This is a genomic window from Roseovarius sp. MMSF_3359 (assembly GCF_030733385.1).
Lineage (GTDB): Bacteria > Pseudomonadota > Alphaproteobacteria > Rhodobacterales > Rhodobacteraceae > Roseovarius.
The window spans coordinates 74542-92972 of record NZ_JASHJC010000016.1 but is presented as its reverse complement, the minus strand read 5'-3'; the positions used below and the strand labels follow the sequence as shown (position 1 = coordinate 92972).

Sequence of the window (18431 nt, the reverse complement as noted above, 5' to 3'; positions counted from 1 at the left end):
CTCGGCTGCGTGATCCACGCGCAGGCGGCGGAAGTGTTCGAAAACCGCGTCTACCAGGCCGAGAAAGAGGGCGCCGAGATTCTCTATCACCCCGGCCGGCAAGGCGCGCTCCTGCCGCCCATCGTGGTCGACAAGGTACCCCATTCGAGCGAGTTGGTGATGGAAGAAACCTTCGGCCCCATCGTGCCCATCGTGCGCGTGCCGGACGACGACGAAGAGGTCATGCGCATCTCCAACGGCACCCAGTTCGGCCTGAGTTCCGGCGTCTGCACCAATGACCTCACCCGCGCCATTGCCTTCATCAACGGCCTCGACGTGGGCACCTGCAACATCTGGGAACAACCCGGCTACCGCATCGAAACCTCCCCCTTCGGCGGCATCAAAGACTCCGGAAACGCCGTCAAAGAAGGCGTCACAGAAGCCATGAAGTTCTTCACAAACGTCAAAACATACTCCCTACCATGGCCTAGATGATGCGGCGGGAGAGCGGTTCCGATCGTGAGGCTGCTGGCTTTTCAGGTCTTGCGGGTCGTCAGGCCGGTTTGCTTGCTGGCCCATTGCATCCCGAAGGCCGCGCCGACGAAAAGCATGATTGGCCAGATGATGACCTTCAGCGTTTCCACCGGTTCCGCCTCGGCGGCTTTCCAGGCGATGAAACACAGGAAGATGGCCAGCCCCAGGGCGATCTCGCGTTTGAAGGTCTTCTTTTCCATGATGCCCCCGGTGCTCTGAAACGGATGCCACGGGGCCAGACGGCCAAGACACCCCCGATCATCGCCCGACACCTATCCATGGGTTCGTTTACGACCCGCTTACCGCACCGTCCGCCTGCCTAAGACATTCGGCGCTTCCGGCCAGCGTGTGATAAAGGCTACATCACAAACCCGCAGCATTCGCGGCACACCGGCGTTGCGATTTCGGCACTGGGCTTTGCATGAACCAAGACGGTCAGGATCTCGTCCCGGCCTGCGCCAAACACATCCGCCGTCTGGTCATCATCTGCCTACCTACCGATGACGATATCCGCACGCAGACCGCCAAGTGTCTCGCTTTCGCCAAGGCGCAATGTGCCCCCATGCGCGCGCGCAATATCGGCCGTGATCGCGAGGCCCAACCCAACCCCGCTTCCCTTGTCCTGATTACGCGCCGGATCAAGGCGCGCAAATGGCTTCAGAGCCTCTTCGCGTTGCGTCTCGGGGATGCCGGGGCCGTCATCTTCCACCCGGATCCGCAAGGTCTTGTCGGTCAGTGTCACCAAGACCTCCGCCTTCGTGCCATATCGCACGGCATTGTTGATGAGGTTTTCGACCGCCCGGCGTACCCCGCCTTCACGCAGGGCAACCTTGCCCTCACCGGTCGCCTGCACCAGCGTCGCGTTGATCTTGGCACGCTGGCAATCCGCGACGATGCTGCGGACCAGAGCAATCGGATCGACGGGTGCGGGTTCCCCTTCCTGCGCCCCGCGAGCAAAGGCCAGGAACTCGTCAAGCAGACGCTCCATATCCGCCACGTCGCGCTGCATCAGGTCAACCTCGTCATCCTCCAGCATCGACAGGCCGAGTTTCAACCGGGTGAGCGGGGTGCGCAGATCGTGACTGACCCCGGATAGCATCAATGTCCGCTGTTCGATCTGCCGCTCAATCCTGGCCCGCATGTCCAGAAACGCACTGCCCGCCGCCCGCACTTCGATCGCGCCCGCCGGACGATAGGCCTCATGGCGTCCGCGTCCGAAGGCCTCTGCCGCCCGTGCAAGCCGGGTGATGGGACGCAGTTGATTGCGCAGGTAGAGATACGAAATGATCGTCATCAGCACGCCGAAGACGCCCATGTAGACCAGCAATTGATGGGGATTTGACGCCGAGACCCGCCGCCGGTCGAAACTGAGCTCCAGCGCGCCATCCGGCCGCATGAAGTACAGCCGGACGATCTTGTCATCCGGCAATTCAATGGACCTGACATTGGGCAAGAGGCTGGTGAATTCCCGGATCACAACCGCACCCGTGAAATCAAACCACCGTCGGTAATCTTCCTGCGGCAGGTCCACGCCCGAAATCGGATTGACCGCGATTTGCAGCACCGCGGCCATCTCGGCCCCCTGCCCGTCATCGGCCATCACCCCATGATCCAGCACCAGCGTCACCTCGCGGCTGACCGCTTGTGTCATCTGCCTTGTCACCCCTTCGAAATGGCGTTGAATGAAAACGATCGAAATCACCGTCAAAAGCGATATGACCGGCAGGAGCAGGATCAAAATCGCCCGACCATAGAGGCTGCGGGGCATATAGGGTTTGAGCCATCGGAAGTTCATGGGCTAAACCTAGCGGCGCGAGGCCACGAGAGGAAGAGCAATGGACGCCACCCCCGAATTCGATCCCCCCGTCGGCATGGCAGAAGAGGTCGGCCCGAACATCCGCCGCATCCTGGCCCCAAACCCATCGCCCATGACGTACCGGGGCACGAATACCTACCTCGTCGGGGAAAGGCAGGTCGCTGTCATTGATCCCGGCCCTGACCACCCGGCGCATCTTGCGGCGATCCTGGCCGCGATCCGACCCGATCAACAGCTCACGCATATCCTCGTCACCCACGCGCATCTCGACCACTCGCCCCTCGCGGCGATCCTGGCGCGCGAAACCGGCGCCTCCGTCTACGCCTATGGTGCCGCCGACGCGGGCCGCAGCGCGATCATGCAACATCTTGCCGATACCGGACTGGTGGGTGGCGGCGAAGGGGTCGATGCGGGGTTCATGCCGGATGTGGGGTTGGACGATGGTGCCGTTGTCGAAGGAGAAGACTGGCGATTGACGGCGCACTGGACCCCGGGACATTTCGGCAATCACCTATGCTTTTCCATGGGCGATGTGGTCTTTACCGGTGATCTCGTCATGGGCTGGGCCAGTTCGCTGGTCTCCCCGCCCGATGGTGATCTGACCGATTTCATGGCGTCCTGCGACCGCATGCACGCGCGTGGCGCCGATGTGTTCCATGCCGGCCACGGGGCGCCCATCACCGAACCGCAAGGGCGGCTCAACTGGTTAATCTCCCACCGCAAGTCACGCGAAAGCGCCATCGTGGAAGCCCTGAAGGCCGGCCCCGCCGATGCCCAATCGCTGGCGCACGCGATCTATACCGACACACCAGCCAACCTCATGCATGCAGCCACACGCAACGTCCTGGCGCACCTTATTGATCTTTATGGAAAAAACCTCGTATCGACCAAAGAGGAAATCACCGCAAACGCGGTTTTCTCCCTCCCCTGAGGCGGAAACGCATTTCGACGAAAAAAGTGTAACAACCCCTCTGGACGGGGCCAATCGGGGTTGCTATACGCAGCGTCGTGTTCCGGCGTAGCTCAGCGGTAGAGCAGTTGACTGTTAATCAATTGGTCGTAGGTTCGATCCCTACCGCCGGAGCCAAATCTCTCTCTGACAACGATAGATTAATGAGAATCTATTGACGTGCACCGCTTGGCGCTGCGGGGAGAACTCTTTTCATTATTCCGGCGGCGTCCAAGGCCGGTGTTTGTTCGGCTGCTTCCATGATTGAAGAGCCGTAGGGCTCTAGATTATCTGGTGGCTTCCGGTGTGATGCGTCACTGCGGTGTCTTCATGGTGTCGCCCCCCAAGATTGCTTTGTTCACAGAATCAGGCAAGTAATGAGCGCGGGGCGTAGATTGCGTCTTGCCAATGGGGATGCAGATGCGTTTGGTTTTCTCGGTTCTGGTTTCGGCACTGCTCATCGCGACCGCCGCCGCGGCGCAGCCTGCCGGCACGTTCCGCCATGCCCATGGGGTGGGTTTCGGCAACCTGTCGAGCCTTGATCCGATTTCGACCGGGCGGGTGTTGCAGATCACCGAGAAGATCATGAACCGCCTCGTGCGGCCCGATCTGGACGGCAAGCCCAGCCCCGACCTGGCCACCGGCTGGACCGTGAGCCCTGACGCCATCGAATGGACCTTTGCCCTGCGCGACGGGGTTCGCTTCCACGATGGCAGCGTCTTCGATGCGGACGATGTTGTCTATACGATCGAACGGGTTCTGGATCCGGAGATGGACAGTCCGGTTCGCTCGGTCATCAACATGGTCAAAGGGATCGAGGCAATTGATCCGCTGACCGTACGGATCACGCTCAAACACGCTTTTGCCGATTTGCCGCTGCAGTTGATGGATTCGCGTCTGCGGATGATCCCCGAAGGCTCCGGCGACACGATCGGGCGTACGGGCATCGGTACCGGGCCGTTCATTGTTGAGAAGTTCGATGCCGACGGGATCAGCATCCTGACCGCGAATACCGATTATTGGGAGGGGCCGCCGAAGCTGGCGCGGGTCGAACTGGTCGGCATCCCCGACGCCCAGGCCCGTCTGACCGCGTTCCTGAGCGGCCAGTTGGATATGGAACGCGGGATTGATCCCTCCCTGCGCCGCGTCCTGCAGAATTCCGACCGCTACAACGTGCAGGATATCCCCACCGGCAACTGGATCGGCATCGCTTTTCGCACGGATGTGCCGCCCTTCGATGACGTGCGGGTGCGCAAGGCCATCCGGATTGCCGTGGACCGCGAAGACCTGCTGAAACTCGCGCTTGGCGGTGGGGGCATCGTGAGTTGCGACACGCCGGTCGGGCCGAACGATCAGTATTACGCCGATTTCGACTGCCCGCAGGATATCGACGCCGCCCGCGCGCTTCTGGCGGAGGCCGGATATCCGGACGGGATCGACATTGAGATCCACGTCTCGACACTGGAGCCGTCATGGCCAAACATGGCCGTTGCCCTGCAGGAACAGCTCGCCGCAGCAGGCATCCGGGTCAAGATCACCAAGGCCGCCACCGACGGGTATTGGTCACAGATCTGGATGCAGAAGGATGCCGTTGGCACCGCCTGGGGTGAGCGTCCCGCCGATCAGGCGCTGAACGAGATCTTCCGATCGACCGCCAAGTGGAACGAGACCTATTTCAAGGACCTGACCTTTGACGCGATGCTCGACATCGCCAGCCAGGAGCTTGATTTCGAAAAACGCCGCGCGCTCTATGTCGGAGCGCAGAAATACCTTTTCGACAACTCCGGGACGCTGATCCCCTATCACATCACCCAGCTCGTCGGCCTGTCGACGCGGGTGCATGACCTGGACGAAGTCAAGAATGACGCGGTCCGCTGGCACTTGGTCTCGGTCACCGAGTAACGCCTTACCGGACCACCTTTGCCCGGGCCATCCGGTCCCTGTGCGCGACCAGGTAATCAATCAAGAGCCGCAGGCATTCGACACGTCTATTTTGTTCCGGATAGTAAAGGTAGAAGGGTGGCATCTCCCTGGCAAAGCTCTCAAGAATGACCTCTAACGACTTGTTTTCAATATAGTCCCGTGCGGTCTCATGGAGGGACCAGCCGATCCCGAACCCGTCCCGCGCGGCCTGGATCACGCCGATCACCGTGTCGAAAGCAAGCCGCGCCGGGGGGTCGATGAGTTTGACTTGCCCGTCCTCGACAAAATGCCAGTCGGCGATTTTCCGGGCGCTTGGCAGCTTATAGCGGATACATTGATGCGCCAGCAGATCACGGGGGTGCTGCGGGCGGCCTGCCTTGTCCAGGTAGGACGGGGCGGCGATAAATGCGGATTTCAGCGGCGGCGTCAGGCGGACCGCAACCATGCTTGGGGTCAGGATATCACCGAGCCTGATCCCCGCATGGTACCCTTCGCGGTTGATGTCGATCAGGTCCTCGCTCCAGGACAGGTCGAGCTTGATCCCCGGATGGGCAGCCAGAAACCCGTCGAGCACCGGCGCCAGCGCCACCATGTAGGCCCCGCGCGACAGGCTCAACCTGAGAGTCCCGTTGAGCGCCGTCCCGATCTCACAGGTCTTCTTGATCGCGTCAGTCATGTCGCGATAGGCCGGTGACGCTCCGTCGAACAGGGTCCGCCCGGCGTCGGTCAGCTCGATACTGCGGGTGGTCCGGATGAGGAGGCTGACGCCAAGACGCTCTTCCAACGCCTTGAGCTGCAAGCTGACCGCGGGTGCGCCGATGCCCAAGACCCGGGCGGCACCGCGCAGCGACCCTTCGCGCACGATGGCAAGGAAGACGTCAATGCCTTGGGTCGGGATACGTTCCATTGTTTAGTATTACCAACTTCTGAATTAATAAAATAGGATATTTTCAAAACAATATCGGGCAATCTAGGCTACCGCCACACCCTGTTTTCTTGTAGCGGATGGCCAAACTTGCCCAACATGCCCGATCACATCCCGCGTGGGATTTTCCTTGTCATCGCCGCGACGCTGGCCATTTCGCTGCAGGACGTTGTCTTCAAGGCGTTCGGCAATCAGATGACGCTCTGGCAGATCTTCGCGTTACGCGGGGCGTTGGCACTGCCCCTGTTCCTGGTGCTGACACGACGCGGCGGGACAAGTATCGTGCATCAGGCACTTGCACCTCCGGTCTTGCTGCGCGCCTGCTGCATGACGCTGACATTCCTGGCCTTCTACGCCGCGATCCCGTTTCTGAGCCTCTCAACCCTCGGCGCGGCAAACTACATGGCACCGATTTTCGTCGCGCTGCTGTCGGCCTATGCCATCGGTGAACGCGTGTCGCGGCGCGGCTGGTTGGCGGTGCTGATCGGGTTTGCCGGTGTCCTTGTCCTCTTGCGCCCCGGAAGCGATGCCTTCTCCCCTTGGGCGTTGCTGCCGCTTGCAGGGGCGATGTTTTATGCCTGCGGGCACATCCTCACCCGCACCCGATGCCGTGATGTGACCGCTTCGGCGATGGCCTTCGCGGTGATCCTTGCCACAACCTGCGCAGGCCTCATCGGCAGCACGGTGATCGCTCTCGCGCGGCCCTCAGAGGCCGCGGCGCAGGCAATTCCCTACCTACTGGGCACCTGGTCGCCACTGGGACAAGCCGAGGTTGTAGTCCTCGTGGCACTCACCTGCCTCACCCTCGCGGCGACACTGCTTCTTGCTGCCGCCTACAAATCCGCGCCGCCCGCCACGGTGGCGACATTCGAATACAGCTACCTGGTTTTCGTGGCCTTCTGGGATCTCCTGTTCTTTGCCACACCACCCGGCACCTGGACATTGCTCGGGATGGTCATGATCGTGGGCGCGGGCCTTCTCCTGCTCTCCCCTGCTGCGCGATCCGGTCGATAGGGCTTGCGGCCCCCTGCCCGCGCTGTTTCAAGGAGGCATGCGTCACGCCATCACCACGATCCTGCTGATCTGCCTTTCCGCCATCGCGGGCGTGGCGGCGGAACGGTTGGGCCTGCCGCTGCCCTACCTCCTCGGGCCGCTCTGCCTGACCGCGGCGATTGCCACTGCGCTGCCCGCCTATCTGCCGGATGGCTACGCCTTTCCCAACTGGCTGCGGATGATTTTCATCGCCGTGATCGGGTTGATGATCGGCGCTCAGGTCACACCGGAGCTTTTTGACAATGCCGGGCGGCTTGTGGCGAGCCTGCTGGCGCTGATCGGGTTCGTTTTCGTGGCGATTGCCTGCAATTACCAGGTCTTTCGCCGCATCGGTGGCTATGACCCCGCCACCGCGTTTTACGCAAGCACCCCGGGCGGACTCTATGAATCGCTGGCGCTTGGCGAAGAAGCCGGCGCCGACATGCCCCGCCTGATCCTGCAGCAATTCCTGCGGATCATCGTCGTGGTGACCGTCCTGCCGATTGGCCTGTCGCTTTGGCTTGGCGCCCCGGTGGGCAGTGCGGGCGGCATGACCTTGGCCCGCCCCTCCGTGCCGCTGGAGCTGCTGCCGCTTATCGTGCTTGCCGGGGGCCTCGGCATTTTCCTGGGCAAGGTGTTGCGCCTGCCCGCGGGGCAATTGACCGGCCCCCTGGTCGTGGCCGCGATGCTGTCGCTCACTGGGCTCATGCCACTCGATATCCCGCAATGGCTCGTCAATGACGCGCAGATCGTGATCGGCACGGCCCTTGGCATGCGCTTCACGGGGCTTAGCCGTGCGCTGATCCTGCGCGGCCTTGGCCTGTCGCTGATTTCGGTTGGCGGGATGCTGCTTCTGGCCGCTGTCCTCGCCCTCTTGCTTGCGCCGCTTGCGGGCGAAGGTTTCGACGTGATGCTGATCAGTTTTGCCCCCGGCGGCGTCACCGAAATGGCCCTTGTCGCGCTCAGCCTGCAGGCCAATCCCGCCTTTGTCACTCTGCATCACATCGTGCGCATTCTCATCACCGTCATTGGCCTCATGGCCCTCAGGCTCCGCTTCAAAGACCGGCTTTGACAGGTCGGTCGATTTGCATTATCTGAACACCTGTTCATTTATCTGATGGAGAACCGCCATGCGCATCACCGACACCGCAGCCATCATTACCGGGGGCGCATCGGGCCTGGGCGAAGCGACCGCCCGCCATTTTCGCGACATGGGCGCGCAGGTGACCCTGCTCGACCGGGACGCGGAACGCGGCGCCGCCATAGCGGCAGAAATCGGCGCGACCTTCGCGGAAACCGATGTCACCTCCGAGGCGTCGGTTACTGCCGCCATCGCCATGGCCAAGGGAGCCATGGGCCGGATCACCGCCGCGATCAATTGCGCGGGGATTGCCACAGGGCAAAAGACCCTGGGCCGCGACGGCCCTCATGACCTCGCCGCGTTCCAACGCACCATCGACATCAACCTCGTGGGCAGTTTCAACGTCGCCCGCCTCGCCGCCGCAGAGATCGCAAAGAACGACCCCCTGCCCGATGGCACCCGCGGTGTGATCGTCAACACCGCGTCGATCGCGGCCTTCGACGGCCAGAAGGGACAGACCGCCTATGCGGCCTCCAAGGGCGGGATTGTCGGGCTCAGCCTGCCAATGGCGCGGGATCTGGCACGCGAAGGGATCCGCGTGATGGCGATTGCGCCGGGTACATTCCTCACACCGATGTTGCAGGGCCTGCCCGACGACGTGACCGAGGCGCTGGCGCAGGACGTGACCTTCCCGAAACGGCTGGGCGATCCGGCGGAATATGCCGCCCTGGCGCGGTTCATCGTAGAATGTGATTACCTGAACGGCGAGACCATCCGCCTCGACGGCGCGCTCAGGATGCAGTGATCAACCCTGCGCCTCGGCCTTTTCGGCCAGCTCAAACCATTCTTCCTCTGCGGCGGCAAGTTTCTGCTGCCGTTCCACAAGCGCCTCGGACGCTTTCTTGAACTTGACCGGCTCGCGGGTGAAAAGCTCCGGGTCGGCCATCAGCTCTTCGAGCTTGGCAATCTCCGCCTGCCACCGGTCCATCAGCCCCGGGAGTTCTTCCAGCCGGTGTTTCTCAGTAAAGGACAGCCCCTTGGCAGGCGTATCAGACTGCGTGAGCTTTTCTGCCTTTGGCTTTGTCTTTGTTGGTTTTTCTCCAACATCCGAAGGTTTCGTCTTCTGCGCCTGATAATCGCTCCACCCGCCCGCATAGACCGTCGTGCGCCCGTCGCCCTCAAAGGCGATGGTCGTCGTTGCCACCCGGTCCAGGAAATCCCGGTCGTGGCTGACCAGCATGACCGTGCCGTCGTAATCGTCGAGGAGTTCCTGCAGCAGATCGAGCGTTTCGATATCGAGATCATTGGTCGGCTCGTCGAGCACCAGGAGATTGCTCTCGCGTGCCATGAGCTTGGCCAGCAGGAGCCGCGCCTTTTCCCCGCCCGACAGTGAGCGCACGGGCGCACGGACCTGCCGTTCGTCAAAGAGGAAATCCTTGAGATACCCCACCACATGGCGTGGCTGCCCCCGCACCAGCACCTGGTCCGCGCGGCCAGAGACGCGCATCTCCTTGTCGCCGGTCATGCTTTCCCAAAGGCTCATCTCGGGATCAAGCTGCGCGCGGGTCTGGTCGAACACCGCCGGCAGCAGGTTGGTGCCGTGGCTGACCTCCCCGGCATCAGGGTCGATCTCCTTCAGCAGGAGCTTCAGAAGCGTCGTCTTGCCCACACCATTGGGGCCAACAAAGGCCACCCGGTCGCCCCGCTGCACCTTGATGTCGAACCGCCGCAGGATGGGTACCCCGTCATAGCTCTTCTCGATCCCGCGCGCCTCGATCACCTTCTTGCCGGATTTACGCCCAGACTCGAGCGCCATGGCGGCAGTCCCCTGGCGCCGGATCTGGCCTGCACGTTCCGCGCGGAGCGCCTGCAGCGCCCGAACGCGCCCCTGATTGCGTTTGCGCCGCGCGCTGATCCCTTCGACGGCCCAACGGGCCTCGGATTTGATCTTGCGGTCGAGCTTGTGGCGCTGCTGGTCCTCTTCTTCCCAGGTCTTGTCCCGCCAAGCCTCGAACGCCTCAAATCCCTTTTCCTGCCGCCGGGTCATTCCCCTGTCGATCCAGAGGGTTGCGCGCGATAGCTCACGCAGGAATGCGCGGTCGTGGCTGATGAGGATATACCCCGCCCGGGTCTGCTTCAACTCGGCCTCGAGCCAGGCAATCGCCTCGATATCGAGATGGTTGGTCGGCTCATCGAGCAGCATCAGGTCGGGCGCCTCGGCCATCAGCTTGGCCAGCGCCGCGCGACGACGCTCACCGCCCGAAGCCGTTGCAACCGGCCGCGCGGGATCGAACTTCAGGCCCTCGCCCGCGCGTTCCACCCGGTACATCTCGGAGGCGTCGAGACCGCTGGCTGCATACTCCCCAAGCGTCTCGAAACCCGCCATGTCGGGCTCCTGCTCCATGTAGCCGACACAGATACCCGGCGACACGGTCCGGGTGCCGCGATCGGGCTCCACAAGACCGGCCATGACCTTCATCAAGGTCGATTTGCCCGACCCGTTCCGCCCCACCAACGCCACGCGGTCCCCGGGCTGCACCACGAGGGAGAGCGCATCAAAAACCGGCTCACCGCCAAAGGTCAGCGATATATCCGTCAGTTGCAGTAAGGGTGTCTGGGCCATGGGCGCGGGCTACCCCGGCATATGGGCCACGTCAAGCTATTGCGCGACGGCCCTGAGCAGCCGTTTGCGGGTTGCGGGAATCGCGCTGATCTCAAGGCCCGTAAAGACGTGCAGCGTGTTGAGTTGCCGATCCACCACCGCATGATCGCTGACCCAGCCCCCCATCAACAGGTAAGTGCGCAGAAGCGGCGGCATCCGCGACATGGCCAGCCGCGCATCCGGCTTGCGCCACCTGAGCTTTTGGGCAAAACGAAAGACCGAAGGCGCCTTGACCCGCGGCAACCAGCGGCGCGGGGCGAGGTGGCGCTCCTTCAGCATGGCGAAGGCGTCCAGGTAAGTCTCGGCATCCGTGCCGGAGAAAGACGAGCAGCCAAACAGCATTTCCACCTTGTTTTCATCCACATAGCGCGTCATCGCCCCCCAGGCGATGCGCAGGATATCGGGATCGTTGAGCCCGGGCAGAATGCAGAACCGCCCCATCTCGACCATCTTGCCGTCAAAGCCCTGCAAACCCGACAACTCATAGAACTGCGCCGAATAGCTGCGGTTGATCTCCGCTCCGCGGGTCAGCGGCAGGATACGGAAACAACAGGCCAGCCTGCCGCCATCGCGCTCTTCAATCAGGATATGGGTGCAGGTGTCGTCAAACGGATCCTGATCCAGCCCGTCGGCGCCAAAGAAGGCCCGATGCCGCAACGCCTGCGCCCTGCGCACATCCTCTTCGGTTTGCGCCACCCGGGCGCGGTATCGACCAATGACCAACTGCGTCATACCAAAACCTCGACATCCATGAGCGGATACGTATCACGTATATACGCCCGGGATACCGCGCAAGTTACGTCATTACCGTGACATGAGGTCAGTTAAAGATCTCGGACGGGTCGATATTGCCGATATTGCCCAGAAGCTGGCGCAGGAACCCGTTGTTGACGACAGACGAATCCGTCACGCGGCGGGTCAGCGGCACGATATTGCCATCGGCAAGGCTGAAGCGTTCGATATTCTGGATCGTATCGCCCTGATCGAAGCTGATCGCCAAAACCTGCCGTTCGACCACTTCGGGTTTGAACATGCCAAAGGTGCGGAACCGGCTGCGGATGTAATAGTAATCCCCACCGCTCAGAACACCGGAGGCCGAGGGGGCGCCGATCACGTCATCGACGGTCGCGCGGCTGTCAACGCCCACCACCAGTTCGGCAAGGTCGGCCTCGCTCGGCACATAGCCGTGGTTCTTGTAGGTCGCGGTACAGGCGCCCACAAAGAGGAAACACAACACGGCAAAGATCTTGCCCGACCGGAAAATAACCCCAAACATATGTGTCCTCTTGATCTTGGCAGGCAGAGCCTTTTATCCCGCTTACAACAAGGTGATACTACGGTTCAAGAAAGGATGCGAGATTCGACGATGCCAGAGGAAATGCCACAGCAAACCACCCTGCGCGTTGCCGATCTGCCAGAGAGCCGTGCGACGCCGTTCGATCTTGTGCCGGAAAATACGTTGCGGGATCAGATCGCCGAGGATCTGGGCATCCTGGGGATTCGCAAACTGTCTTTTGCCGGCAAGATCGCTGCCGAGGGCAAGCGCGACTGGAAACTCGCGGCGCAACTTGGCGCCACGGTGGAGCAGGCCTGCGTGGTGACCCTCGACCCCGTCGTCACCCGCATCGACCAGACGGTGACCCGCAAATTCGTCGCGGATATGGAGGCCGACCTCGAAGAAGAGGTCGAAATGCCCGAAGACGACAGCGAAGAGCCGCTTGGCAGCGAAATCGACCTTATCCGGGTCATGACCGAGGCTCTGGCGCTTGCCCTGCCCGACTATCCCCGGCGTGACGACGCCACCCTTGAAAACATCGCGTTTTCCGCGCCGGGCGTGGCGCCGATGACCGACGAAGACACCAAGCCTTTCGCCGGGCTTGCCGGTTTGAAAGACAAACTGGAAAAAGGTAAGTAATTGGCGCGAAAAAACGCTTGCCCCGGCAGCAATTCACTGTATTTTCGCGCTCTCATCGGAATTTGGGGTTGAACCGTCGGCTCATCACAGATTATGAGCCGCGAACACTCGTGAAACCGGGCCCACGGGCCCACAGGAAATTGAGGTTGTGACATGGCTGTCCAACAGAACAAAGTATCGAAATCGCGCCGCAACAACCGTCGTGCGCATGACGCTCTGGTTGCAGCAAACCCGAACGAATGCCCAAACTGCGGTGAGCTGAAGCGTCCGCACCACGTTTGCGCAGCGTGCGGCCATTACGCCGACCGCGAGGTCGTGGCCCTGGCCGACGAAGTCGATCTGGACGACGACGCGGCATAAACGCCTGAAGGACGCTCGCCCGAATGACCGTGCTCAAGGATCAGTCCCAGGCCGGTGCGGGGCGCACCATCATATCCGTTGACGCCATGGGTGGCGATCTGGGACCGGCGGCAGTTGTCGCCGGTATTTCGCTTTCGGCGAAAAAGAATCCGGATATCGGGTTCATCCTGCATGGTGCGGCGAATGAGCTGAAACGGCTTGTGGCCAAGCGCAAGCATCTCGCGGATCGCTGCGAGATTCGTGATGCCAAGGACGTCGTGTCGATGGAAGACAAGCCCGCGCAGGTGATGCGCACGGGCAAGAAAACCTCGATGTGGTCGGCGCTCGAATCCGTGCGCAATGGCGAGGCGACCGTGTGCGTGTCCTGTGGCAACACCGGCGCGCTGATGGCCCTGTCGATCCTGCGTCTGCGCAAGTTGAGTGGCATTTACCGCCCCGCCATCGCGGTGATGTGGCCGTCAAGCAATCCGCAGGGTTTCAACATCATGCTCGACGGCGGTGCCGATATCCGGGCGGATGCCAAGGACCTCATGCAATACGCGCTGATGGGGACCTCTTATGCCCGCAACGGCTTTGGCCTGGAGCGGCCTCGAATCGGGCTGCTGAATGTCGGCACCGAAGAGCACAAGGGCCGCGCCGAGTTGAAAGAGGCCTATGACCTGATCGACGCCAATGCGCGCCGGGCGGATTTCGATTTCGTCGGGTTTGTCGAGGGCCGTGAACTTCCGGGCGATGTCTGCGACGTGATCGTCACCGATGGGTTTACCGGCAACGTGGCGCTCAAGACCGGCGAAGGCATTGCCGGCCTGATCTCCGATCTGCTGAAAGAGGCGTTCAAGTATTCGCCGCTATCGCGCCTCGCGTCGGTACTGGCCTACACTTCCCTGCAACGGCTGAAGAAACGAATCGACCCGCGGCGCGCCAATGGCGGTGTCTTCCTGGGATTGAACGGCACGGTGGTGAAATCCCACGGTGCGGCTGACGCCACGGGCATTTCCTCGGCCGTGAAACTGGCTTTTGAACTCGCGCAGTCCGGCTTTTCGGAAAAACTGGCGGCACGGGTTGCATCTGCCGCAATGCTTGACCAAGATGAGCCAACTGAGGCCAATTCCGACGGTGAAAATCAATGACATTGCGGGCCGTCGTGCAAGGGGTCGGACATTACCTTCCAGACCGTATCGTGCCGAATTCCGCGTTCGAAAAGACGCTGGACACGTCGGATGAATGGATCCGGACCCGCTCCGGGATCGAACGCCGCCACTTCGCCGCCGAAGGACAGACCACATCGGATCTCGCCGTCCGTGCGGCTGAGCACGCGCTTGAGAATGCGGGGCTTGCCGCAGATGAGATCGACGCGCTGATCGTGGCCACCTCGACCCCGGACCTGACCTTTCCCTCCGTCGCCACGATGGTGCAGCAAAAACTCGGCATGACCCGCGGTTTCGGCTTCGACGTGCAGGCGGTGTGCGCCGGTTTCGTCTTTGCGCTGACCAATGCGAACGCGCTGATCGTGTCGGGTCAGGCCAAGCGCGTCATGGTGATCGGTGCCGAAACCTTCAGCCGCATCATGGACTGGACCGACCGCGCGACCTGCGTGCTCTTTGGCGATGGCGCCGGGGCGCTGATCCTCGAGGCCGAGGACGGCGCCGGGACAAGCGACGATCGCGGCATCCTGTCGGCGGACATCAATTCCGACGGACGTTACCGCGACATGCTCTATGTCGATGGCGGGGTCTCCTCGACCGGCACCTCGGGAAAGTTGCGGATGCAGGGCAACCCCCTTTTCCGCCAGGCCGTCGAAAAGCTGACCTCCACCGCCGATACCGCCCTTGAAAAAGCCGGGTTGAGCAGTGCGGATGTGGATTGGATCGTCCCGCACCAAGCCAATATCCGCATCATCCAGGGCACCGCGAAAAAGATGGGCGTGCCGATGGATCATGTCATCGTCACGGTGCAGGATCACGGCAACACGTCGGCTGCATCGATTCCCCTCGCCATGTCTGTGGGCGCCGCCGAAGGGCGCATCAACAAGGGTGACCTTATCGTTTCCGAGGCCATCGGCGGCGGTCTTGCCTGGGGAGCGGTTGTCCTGCGCTGGTGAACGGCCCCCAAATATGGGAAATCATTCGCTTAAAGAGCATTCGGCAAGTCGTTGACATTGACTCGGAAAATCCCTTCGCCCTAAAGTCCTCCAAAGACAGAGGGGATGTGATGAGCGAAAAAACGTTAACCAGAATGGATTTGAGCGAAGCGGTTTTCCGCGAGGTCGGACTTTCGCGCAACGACTCGGCTCAGTTGATTGAAAATGTTCTTGAATACATGTCGGACGCCCTGGTGCGTGGTGAACAGGTAAAAATTTCGTCCTTTGGTACCTTCTCGGTCCGCGACAAATCTGCGCGTATCGGTCGTAATCCGAAGACCGGTGAAGAGGTGCCGATCAACCCCCGCCGGGTTCTGACGTTCCGCCCTTCGCACCTGATGAAAGATCGTGTCGCCGCCGGTAACAAGCGTTAGGAAACGGGCGCTTATGGCCAAATCCGCCGACGCTTTCCGAACAATAAGCGAGGTTGCCGACTGGCTGGACACGCCGGCCCATGTCCTGCGCTTTTGGGAAAGCAAGTTTGCCCAGGTCAAGCCCGTGAAACGCGCGGGCGGTCGGCGGTATTACCGACCGTCGGACATGCTCCTGCTCGGGGGCATCAAGAAACTGCTGCACAGCGATGGCATGACGATCAAGGGCGTACAGAAACTGCTGCGCGAACACGGCGTCAAACATGTGGCCGGGCATTCTCAGCCGCTCGATGATATCACCGCCGCCGAAGACAAGGCCGTGACGGTCGAGGCCGAAGCGCCCCCGCTGGAGCAGCCCGAGACAGAACCGGTGCTCGACGCCACACCCCAGGAGGCGCCACCTGCCGAACCTGAGGCGCCGGAAGCGCCAACGGATCCAGCGCCGGTCGCGGATGATGCCACCGACGATCCACCACCCGTCATGCCGAGCTTTTCGCACCGTCCGGTTACCGAAGACGCGCCCGCCGAAACCTCGGAAGAGGTGCAGGAAGAGGAACCCGATACACCGCCCCCTGCCCCCAAACCGAGCGTGGTCGACACCCCCGATGATCCCGCCGATGATGTGAGGGCCGACCCCGGCATCCTGGCGCAAATGGGCACGCTGAAGGCACCCGTCTCGGGCGAGATGGCCGACCGTCTGGCCGATGTGCTGGACCGTCTGCGCCAGACCGGCGGCGGGAATGGCACGGGTCAGGACGGCTAGGGCAAGAAATTGGGATTTAACGCTTGTCCCCGGTGTGAAAACCAGTATGAAAGCCAAATCGTCGGGCTATGGCGCAGCCTGGTAGCGCGTCCGTCTGGGGGACGGAAGGTCGCAGGTTCGAGTCCTGCTAGCCCGACCATTTTCACCACGATCCCCGCCCCGATCCCCCGTCCGGGGCCTGCGCCGGGGGCGCGCGGAGCCGCCAGGGGGCATGGAACATGACCGGTGTTCTTTCCAGTCAGCAGCTTAAGGGGTTGATCACGGATGGCCGGATTTCGGCCTCACCGGCCATTATCCCCGAACAAATTCAGCCCGCGAGCCTTGATCTGCGCCTCGGCACAACCGCCTACCGTGTTCGTGCCTCGTTCCTTGCCGGTCAGGGCCGATCCGTTGCCGAGCGCCTCGCGGATTTCGAGATGCACAGGATCGACCTTGAAGACGGGGCCGTGTTGGAAAAGGGCTGCGTCTACGTGGTCCCTTTGATGGAATCGCTCGACCTGCCCGCGGATGTCACCGCCGTGGCCAATGCCAAATCCTCCACCGGGCGGCTTGATCTGCTGACCCGGACGATCGCCGACAGCGGCGAAGAATTCGACCGGATCGCAGCCGGGTATCGCGGCCCGCTCTATGCCGAGATCTGTCCGCGGTCGTTTTCGGTGCTGGTCCGCCCCGGCATGCGCCTGAACCAGATCCGGTTCCGCGAAGGTCAGGCCGTCCTTGACGATGCCGCGCTGAGCGCCCTTCATCACGATACCCCGCTGGTCGATGGCGAGGCGGTGATTGATGACGGCCTCGGGTTTTCCGTTGATCTCAAGCCCACGGACACAACGCTTGTGGGCTACCGCGCCAAGCCACATACCGGCGTGATCGACCTCGACCTGATCGGCCATTATGACCCGGCAGATTTCTGGGAAGAGGTGCATGCCGACGGGGATCACATCATCCTCGACCCGGGCGCGTTCTATATCCTGGTCAGCCGCGAGGCGGTGCATATCCCCCCATCCTATGCGGCCGAAATGGCGCCCTATTTGGCGATGGTCGGCGAATTCCGTGTCCATTACGCGGGCTTTTTCGATCCCGGTTTCGGCCATAGCGCGGCGGGCGGCGCGGGCTCGCGTGGGGTGCTGGAAGTGCGCTGCCACGAGGCCCCGTTTGTCCTTGAACACGGGCAGATCGTGGGGCGGCTGGTCTATGAAAAAATGGATCAGGTTCCCGATCAACTTTACGGCGCCGGCATCTCTTCCAACTACCAGGGCCAGGGTCTGAAGCTCTCCAAACACTTCAAAACACCGGGCTGAATTTCAGCCGCCAGAGTTCAGGCGAATTTATGCCGGAATCGCAGAAAACCTATCCGAAAGGATAGACATTAACTCATCCTTAATATTTAGTGTTAAAGCTTTAGTTTACCATAAGTTGTACTATCAGTAGGATTTAGAACTTGCATTTGTTGCGAAAATTACCCTCTCGGCCTCTCGTTATTCTCGCCGGCCTGTCCCTCTTTGTCGCGTATTTGTCGATACAGGACTTCATCGAAACGCGGTCCGGCGCCCCCTCGGGCCATGCGCCGCAGCATCAGCTGATACCCGCGGACTGACGCCTGCACCGATACGCACCGCGCCGCTATATGGCGGCGTCAGCGCGCAGTTTTTTCAAGTTAGAACTGGTTGTTATCCGCAACCTGCCCTGTTCTGGCGGGCTTTCCGAGACGTTCGATGGATATTCGAACCGCGTCAGTCCATGCGTTTCGGTGCGTCGACTGAATCCGTGCCGTGACCCTTGGCCGTTTTGCCCCGCTTCATGCGGGAACCGACCGCGTCCATGCCTGCATTCACCCCTGAACGGATAACCTTGCGCATGACCGTCCGGACGATCATGTTGATGATTTGATTGGCGTTCATGGCGCCCTCCTTACATGCCTCAGGGGTCTATATAGCATCAAATCATGAAATATTCTGGGCGATCCCGGCAAAATCTTTGAAAA

General features: G+C 61.6%; 20 protein-coding genes and 2 tRNA genes. 15 read left to right on the top strand and 7 right to left on the bottom strand.

Features of this window, described 5'->3' with window-relative positions; all coding sequences use genetic code 11:
• Positions 1-474: aldehyde dehydrogenase family protein (locus RBB29_RS19315; RefSeq protein ID WP_306116317.1), on the top strand; the 474-nt coding region annotated here is incomplete at its 5' end.
• A 41-nt stretch (positions 475-515) separates the two neighbouring features.
• On the opposite strand, the gene RBB29_RS19310 is transcribed toward RBB29_RS19315, so the two are convergent.
• Positions 516-713 carry a hypothetical protein gene (locus RBB29_RS19310; protein ID WP_306116318.1) on the bottom strand — a complete coding sequence of 66 codons (198 nt, stop codon included), beginning with the start codon at positions 711-713 and terminating at the stop codon, positions 516-518.
• Between the two features lie 290 nt (positions 714-1003).
• Positions 1004-2308: an ATP-binding protein gene (locus RBB29_RS19305; protein WP_306116319.1), complete on the bottom strand. Its 1305-nt coding sequence runs from the start codon at positions 2306-2308 to the stop codon at positions 1004-1006.
• A 40-nt stretch (positions 2309-2348) separates the two neighbouring features.
• Here RBB29_RS19305 and RBB29_RS19300 point away from each other — a divergent pair, with 40 nt between their 5' ends.
• The 3 genes from RBB29_RS19300 (at position 2349) to RBB29_RS19290 (ending at position 5180) form a co-directional block, all read left to right on the top strand.
• On the top strand, positions 2349-3260 hold the full coding sequence (locus RBB29_RS19300) for an MBL fold metallo-hydrolase (protein WP_306116320.1): 912 nt from the start codon (positions 2349-2351) through the stop codon (positions 3258-3260).
• A gap of 81 nt (positions 3261-3341) precedes the next feature.
• Positions 3342-3416 (top strand) — tRNA-Asn (locus RBB29_RS19295).
• Between the two features lie 282 nt (positions 3417-3698).
• Positions 3699-5180, top strand: a complete 1482-nt coding sequence (locus RBB29_RS19290; protein ID WP_306116321.1) for an ABC transporter substrate-binding protein — start codon at positions 3699-3701, stop codon at positions 5178-5180.
• A 4-nt stretch (positions 5181-5184) separates the two neighbouring features.
• Here RBB29_RS19290 and RBB29_RS19285 read toward each other — a convergent pair whose 3' ends face one another.
• Positions 5185-6108 carry a LysR family transcriptional regulator gene (locus tag RBB29_RS19285; RefSeq protein WP_306116322.1) on the bottom strand — a complete coding sequence of 308 codons (924 nt, stop codon included), beginning with the start codon at positions 6106-6108 and terminating at the stop codon, positions 5185-5187.
• 117 nt (positions 6109-6225) lie between these two features.
• Between RBB29_RS19285 and RBB29_RS19280 the strand changes: the two genes are divergently transcribed.
• From RBB29_RS19280 to RBB29_RS19270, 3 genes are read left to right on the top strand one after another with little or no spacing between them, the layout of a single operon-like run.
• Positions 6226-7140, top strand: coding sequence for a DMT family transporter (locus tag RBB29_RS19280; protein ID WP_306116323.1), 915 nt, complete (start codon positions 6226-6228; stop codon positions 7138-7140).
• 37 nt (positions 7141-7177) lie between these two features.
• Entirely contained in the window at positions 7178-8230 is a 1053-nt protein-coding gene (locus RBB29_RS19275) for an AbrB family transcriptional regulator (RefSeq protein ID WP_306116324.1), read from the top strand.
• A 58-nt stretch (positions 8231-8288) separates the two neighbouring features.
• Positions 8289-9044 (top strand): SDR family NAD(P)-dependent oxidoreductase, encoded by a 756-nt coding sequence (locus RBB29_RS19270; RefSeq protein WP_306116325.1) that lies wholly within the window; start codon positions 8289-8291, stop codon positions 9042-9044.
• Here the strand turns inward: RBB29_RS19270 and RBB29_RS19265 are convergent, their stop codons facing one another.
• The 3 genes from RBB29_RS19265 to RBB29_RS19255 form a co-directional block, all read right to left on the bottom strand.
• On the bottom strand, positions 9045-10862 hold the full coding sequence (locus tag RBB29_RS19265) for an ABC-F family ATP-binding cassette domain-containing protein (protein ID WP_306116326.1): 1818 nt from the start codon (positions 10860-10862) through the stop codon (positions 9045-9047). It lies immediately after the preceding gene.
• 36 nt (positions 10863-10898) lie between these two features.
• Positions 10899-11633, bottom strand: a complete 735-nt coding sequence (locus RBB29_RS19260) for a GNAT family N-acetyltransferase (RefSeq protein WP_306116327.1) — start codon at positions 11631-11633, stop codon at positions 10899-10901.
• 88 nt (positions 11634-11721) lie between these two features.
• A complete protein-coding gene (locus RBB29_RS19255; RefSeq protein WP_306116328.1) occupies positions 11722-12177 on the bottom strand; it encodes an outer membrane protein assembly factor BamE in 456 nt (151 codons plus the stop codon).
• A gap of 102 nt (positions 12178-12279) precedes the next feature.
• Between RBB29_RS19255 and RBB29_RS19250 the strand changes: the two genes are divergently transcribed.
• From RBB29_RS19250 to RBB29_RS19215, 8 genes are all read left to right on the top strand, one after another.
• A complete protein-coding gene (locus RBB29_RS19250; RefSeq protein ID WP_306116329.1) occupies positions 12280-12816 on the top strand; it encodes a DUF177 domain-containing protein in 537 nt (178 codons plus the stop codon).
• A gap of 153 nt (positions 12817-12969) precedes the next feature.
• Positions 12970-13176, top strand: a complete 207-nt coding sequence (gene rpmF, locus RBB29_RS19245; protein ID WP_085801171.1) for a 50S ribosomal protein L32 — start codon at positions 12970-12972, stop codon at positions 13174-13176.
• Between the two features lie 23 nt (positions 13177-13199).
• Positions 13200-14306, top strand: coding sequence for a phosphate acyltransferase PlsX (gene plsX / locus RBB29_RS19240; RefSeq protein ID WP_306116330.1), 1107 nt, complete (start codon positions 13200-13202; stop codon positions 14304-14306).
• Positions 14303-15277 (top strand): beta-ketoacyl-ACP synthase III, encoded by a 975-nt coding sequence (locus RBB29_RS19235; protein ID WP_306116331.1) that lies wholly within the window; start codon positions 14303-14305, stop codon positions 15275-15277. The genes plsX and RBB29_RS19235 overlap by 4 nt, the downstream gene beginning before the upstream one ends.
• Before the next feature lie 110 nt (positions 15278-15387).
• On the top strand, positions 15388-15690 hold the full coding sequence (gene ihfA, locus RBB29_RS19230; RefSeq protein ID WP_306116332.1) for an integration host factor subunit alpha: 303 nt from the start codon (positions 15388-15390) through the stop codon (positions 15688-15690).
• A 13-nt stretch (positions 15691-15703) separates the two neighbouring features.
• Positions 15704-16450: a MerR family transcriptional regulator gene (locus RBB29_RS19225; RefSeq protein WP_306116333.1), complete on the top strand. Its 747-nt coding sequence runs from the start codon at positions 15704-15706 to the stop codon at positions 16448-16450.
• Positions 16451-16512: 62 nt separating this feature from the next.
• Positions 16513-16589 (top strand) — tRNA-Pro (locus RBB29_RS19220).
• Positions 16590-16668: 79 nt separating this feature from the next.
• A complete protein-coding gene (locus RBB29_RS19215) occupies positions 16669-17748 on the top strand; it encodes a 2'-deoxycytidine 5'-triphosphate deaminase (RefSeq protein ID WP_306116334.1) in 1080 nt (359 codons plus the stop codon).
• A 432-nt stretch (positions 17749-18180) separates the two neighbouring features.
• On the opposite strand, the gene RBB29_RS19210 is transcribed toward RBB29_RS19215, so the two are convergent.
• On the bottom strand, positions 18181-18348 hold the full coding sequence (locus tag RBB29_RS19210) for a hypothetical protein (protein ID WP_306116335.1): 168 nt from the start codon (positions 18346-18348) through the stop codon (positions 18181-18183).
• Positions 18349-18431: the final 83 nt, after the last annotated feature.

Excerpts from the sequence above, each read along its gene's own strand:
- RBB29_RS19225 (WP_306116333.1), top strand. The coding sequence starts at position 15,704 with ATGGCCAAATCCGCCGACGCTTTCCGAACAATAAGCGAGGTTGCCGAC.
- RBB29_RS19210 (WP_306116335.1), bottom strand. The coding sequence starts at position 18,348 with ATGAACGCCAATCAAATCATCAACATGATCGTCCGGACGGTCATGCGC.
- RBB29_RS19235 (WP_306116331.1), top strand. The coding sequence starts at position 14,303 with ATGACATTGCGGGCCGTCGTGCAAGGGGTCGGACATTACCTTCCAGAC.
- RBB29_RS19260 (WP_306116327.1), bottom strand. The coding sequence starts at position 11,633 with ATGACGCAGTTGGTCATTGGTCGATACCGCGCCCGGGTGGCGCAAACC.
- rpmF (WP_085801171.1), top strand. The coding sequence starts at position 12,970 with ATGGCTGTCCAACAGAACAAAGTATCGAAATCGCGCCGCAACAACCGT.
- RBB29_RS19290 (WP_306116321.1), top strand. The coding sequence starts at position 3,699 with ATGCGTTTGGTTTTCTCGGTTCTGGTTTCGGCACTGCTCATCGCGACC.
- ihfA (WP_306116332.1), top strand. The coding sequence starts at position 15,388 with ATGAGCGAAAAAACGTTAACCAGAATGGATTTGAGCGAAGCGGTTTTC.
- RBB29_RS19285 (WP_306116322.1), bottom strand. The coding sequence starts at position 6,108 with ATGGAACGTATCCCGACCCAAGGCATTGACGTCTTCCTTGCCATCGTG.
- RBB29_RS19280 (WP_306116323.1), top strand. The coding sequence starts at position 6,226 with ATGCCCGATCACATCCCGCGTGGGATTTTCCTTGTCATCGCCGCGACG.
- RBB29_RS19250 (WP_306116329.1), top strand. The coding sequence starts at position 12,280 with ATGCCACAGCAAACCACCCTGCGCGTTGCCGATCTGCCAGAGAGCCGT.
- RBB29_RS19270 (WP_306116325.1), top strand. The coding sequence starts at position 8,289 with ATGCGCATCACCGACACCGCAGCCATCATTACCGGGGGCGCATCGGGC.
- RBB29_RS19265 (WP_306116326.1), bottom strand. The coding sequence starts at position 10,862 with ATGGCCCAGACACCCTTACTGCAACTGACGGATATATCGCTGACCTTT.
- plsX (WP_306116330.1), top strand. The coding sequence starts at position 13,200 with ATGACCGTGCTCAAGGATCAGTCCCAGGCCGGTGCGGGGCGCACCATC.
- RBB29_RS19255 (WP_306116328.1), bottom strand. The coding sequence starts at position 12,177 with ATGTTTGGGGTTATTTTCCGGTCGGGCAAGATCTTTGCCGTGTTGTGT.
- RBB29_RS19300 (WP_306116320.1), top strand. The coding sequence starts at position 2,349 with ATGGACGCCACCCCCGAATTCGATCCCCCCGTCGGCATGGCAGAAGAG.
- RBB29_RS19215 (WP_306116334.1), top strand. The coding sequence starts at position 16,669 with ATGACCGGTGTTCTTTCCAGTCAGCAGCTTAAGGGGTTGATCACGGAT.
- RBB29_RS19310 (WP_306116318.1), bottom strand. The coding sequence starts at position 713 with ATGGAAAAGAAGACCTTCAAACGCGAGATCGCCCTGGGGCTGGCCATC.
- RBB29_RS19275 (WP_306116324.1), top strand. The coding sequence starts at position 7,178 with ATGCGTCACGCCATCACCACGATCCTGCTGATCTGCCTTTCCGCCATC.
- RBB29_RS19305 (WP_306116319.1), bottom strand. The coding sequence starts at position 2,308 with ATGAACTTCCGATGGCTCAAACCCTATATGCCCCGCAGCCTCTATGGT.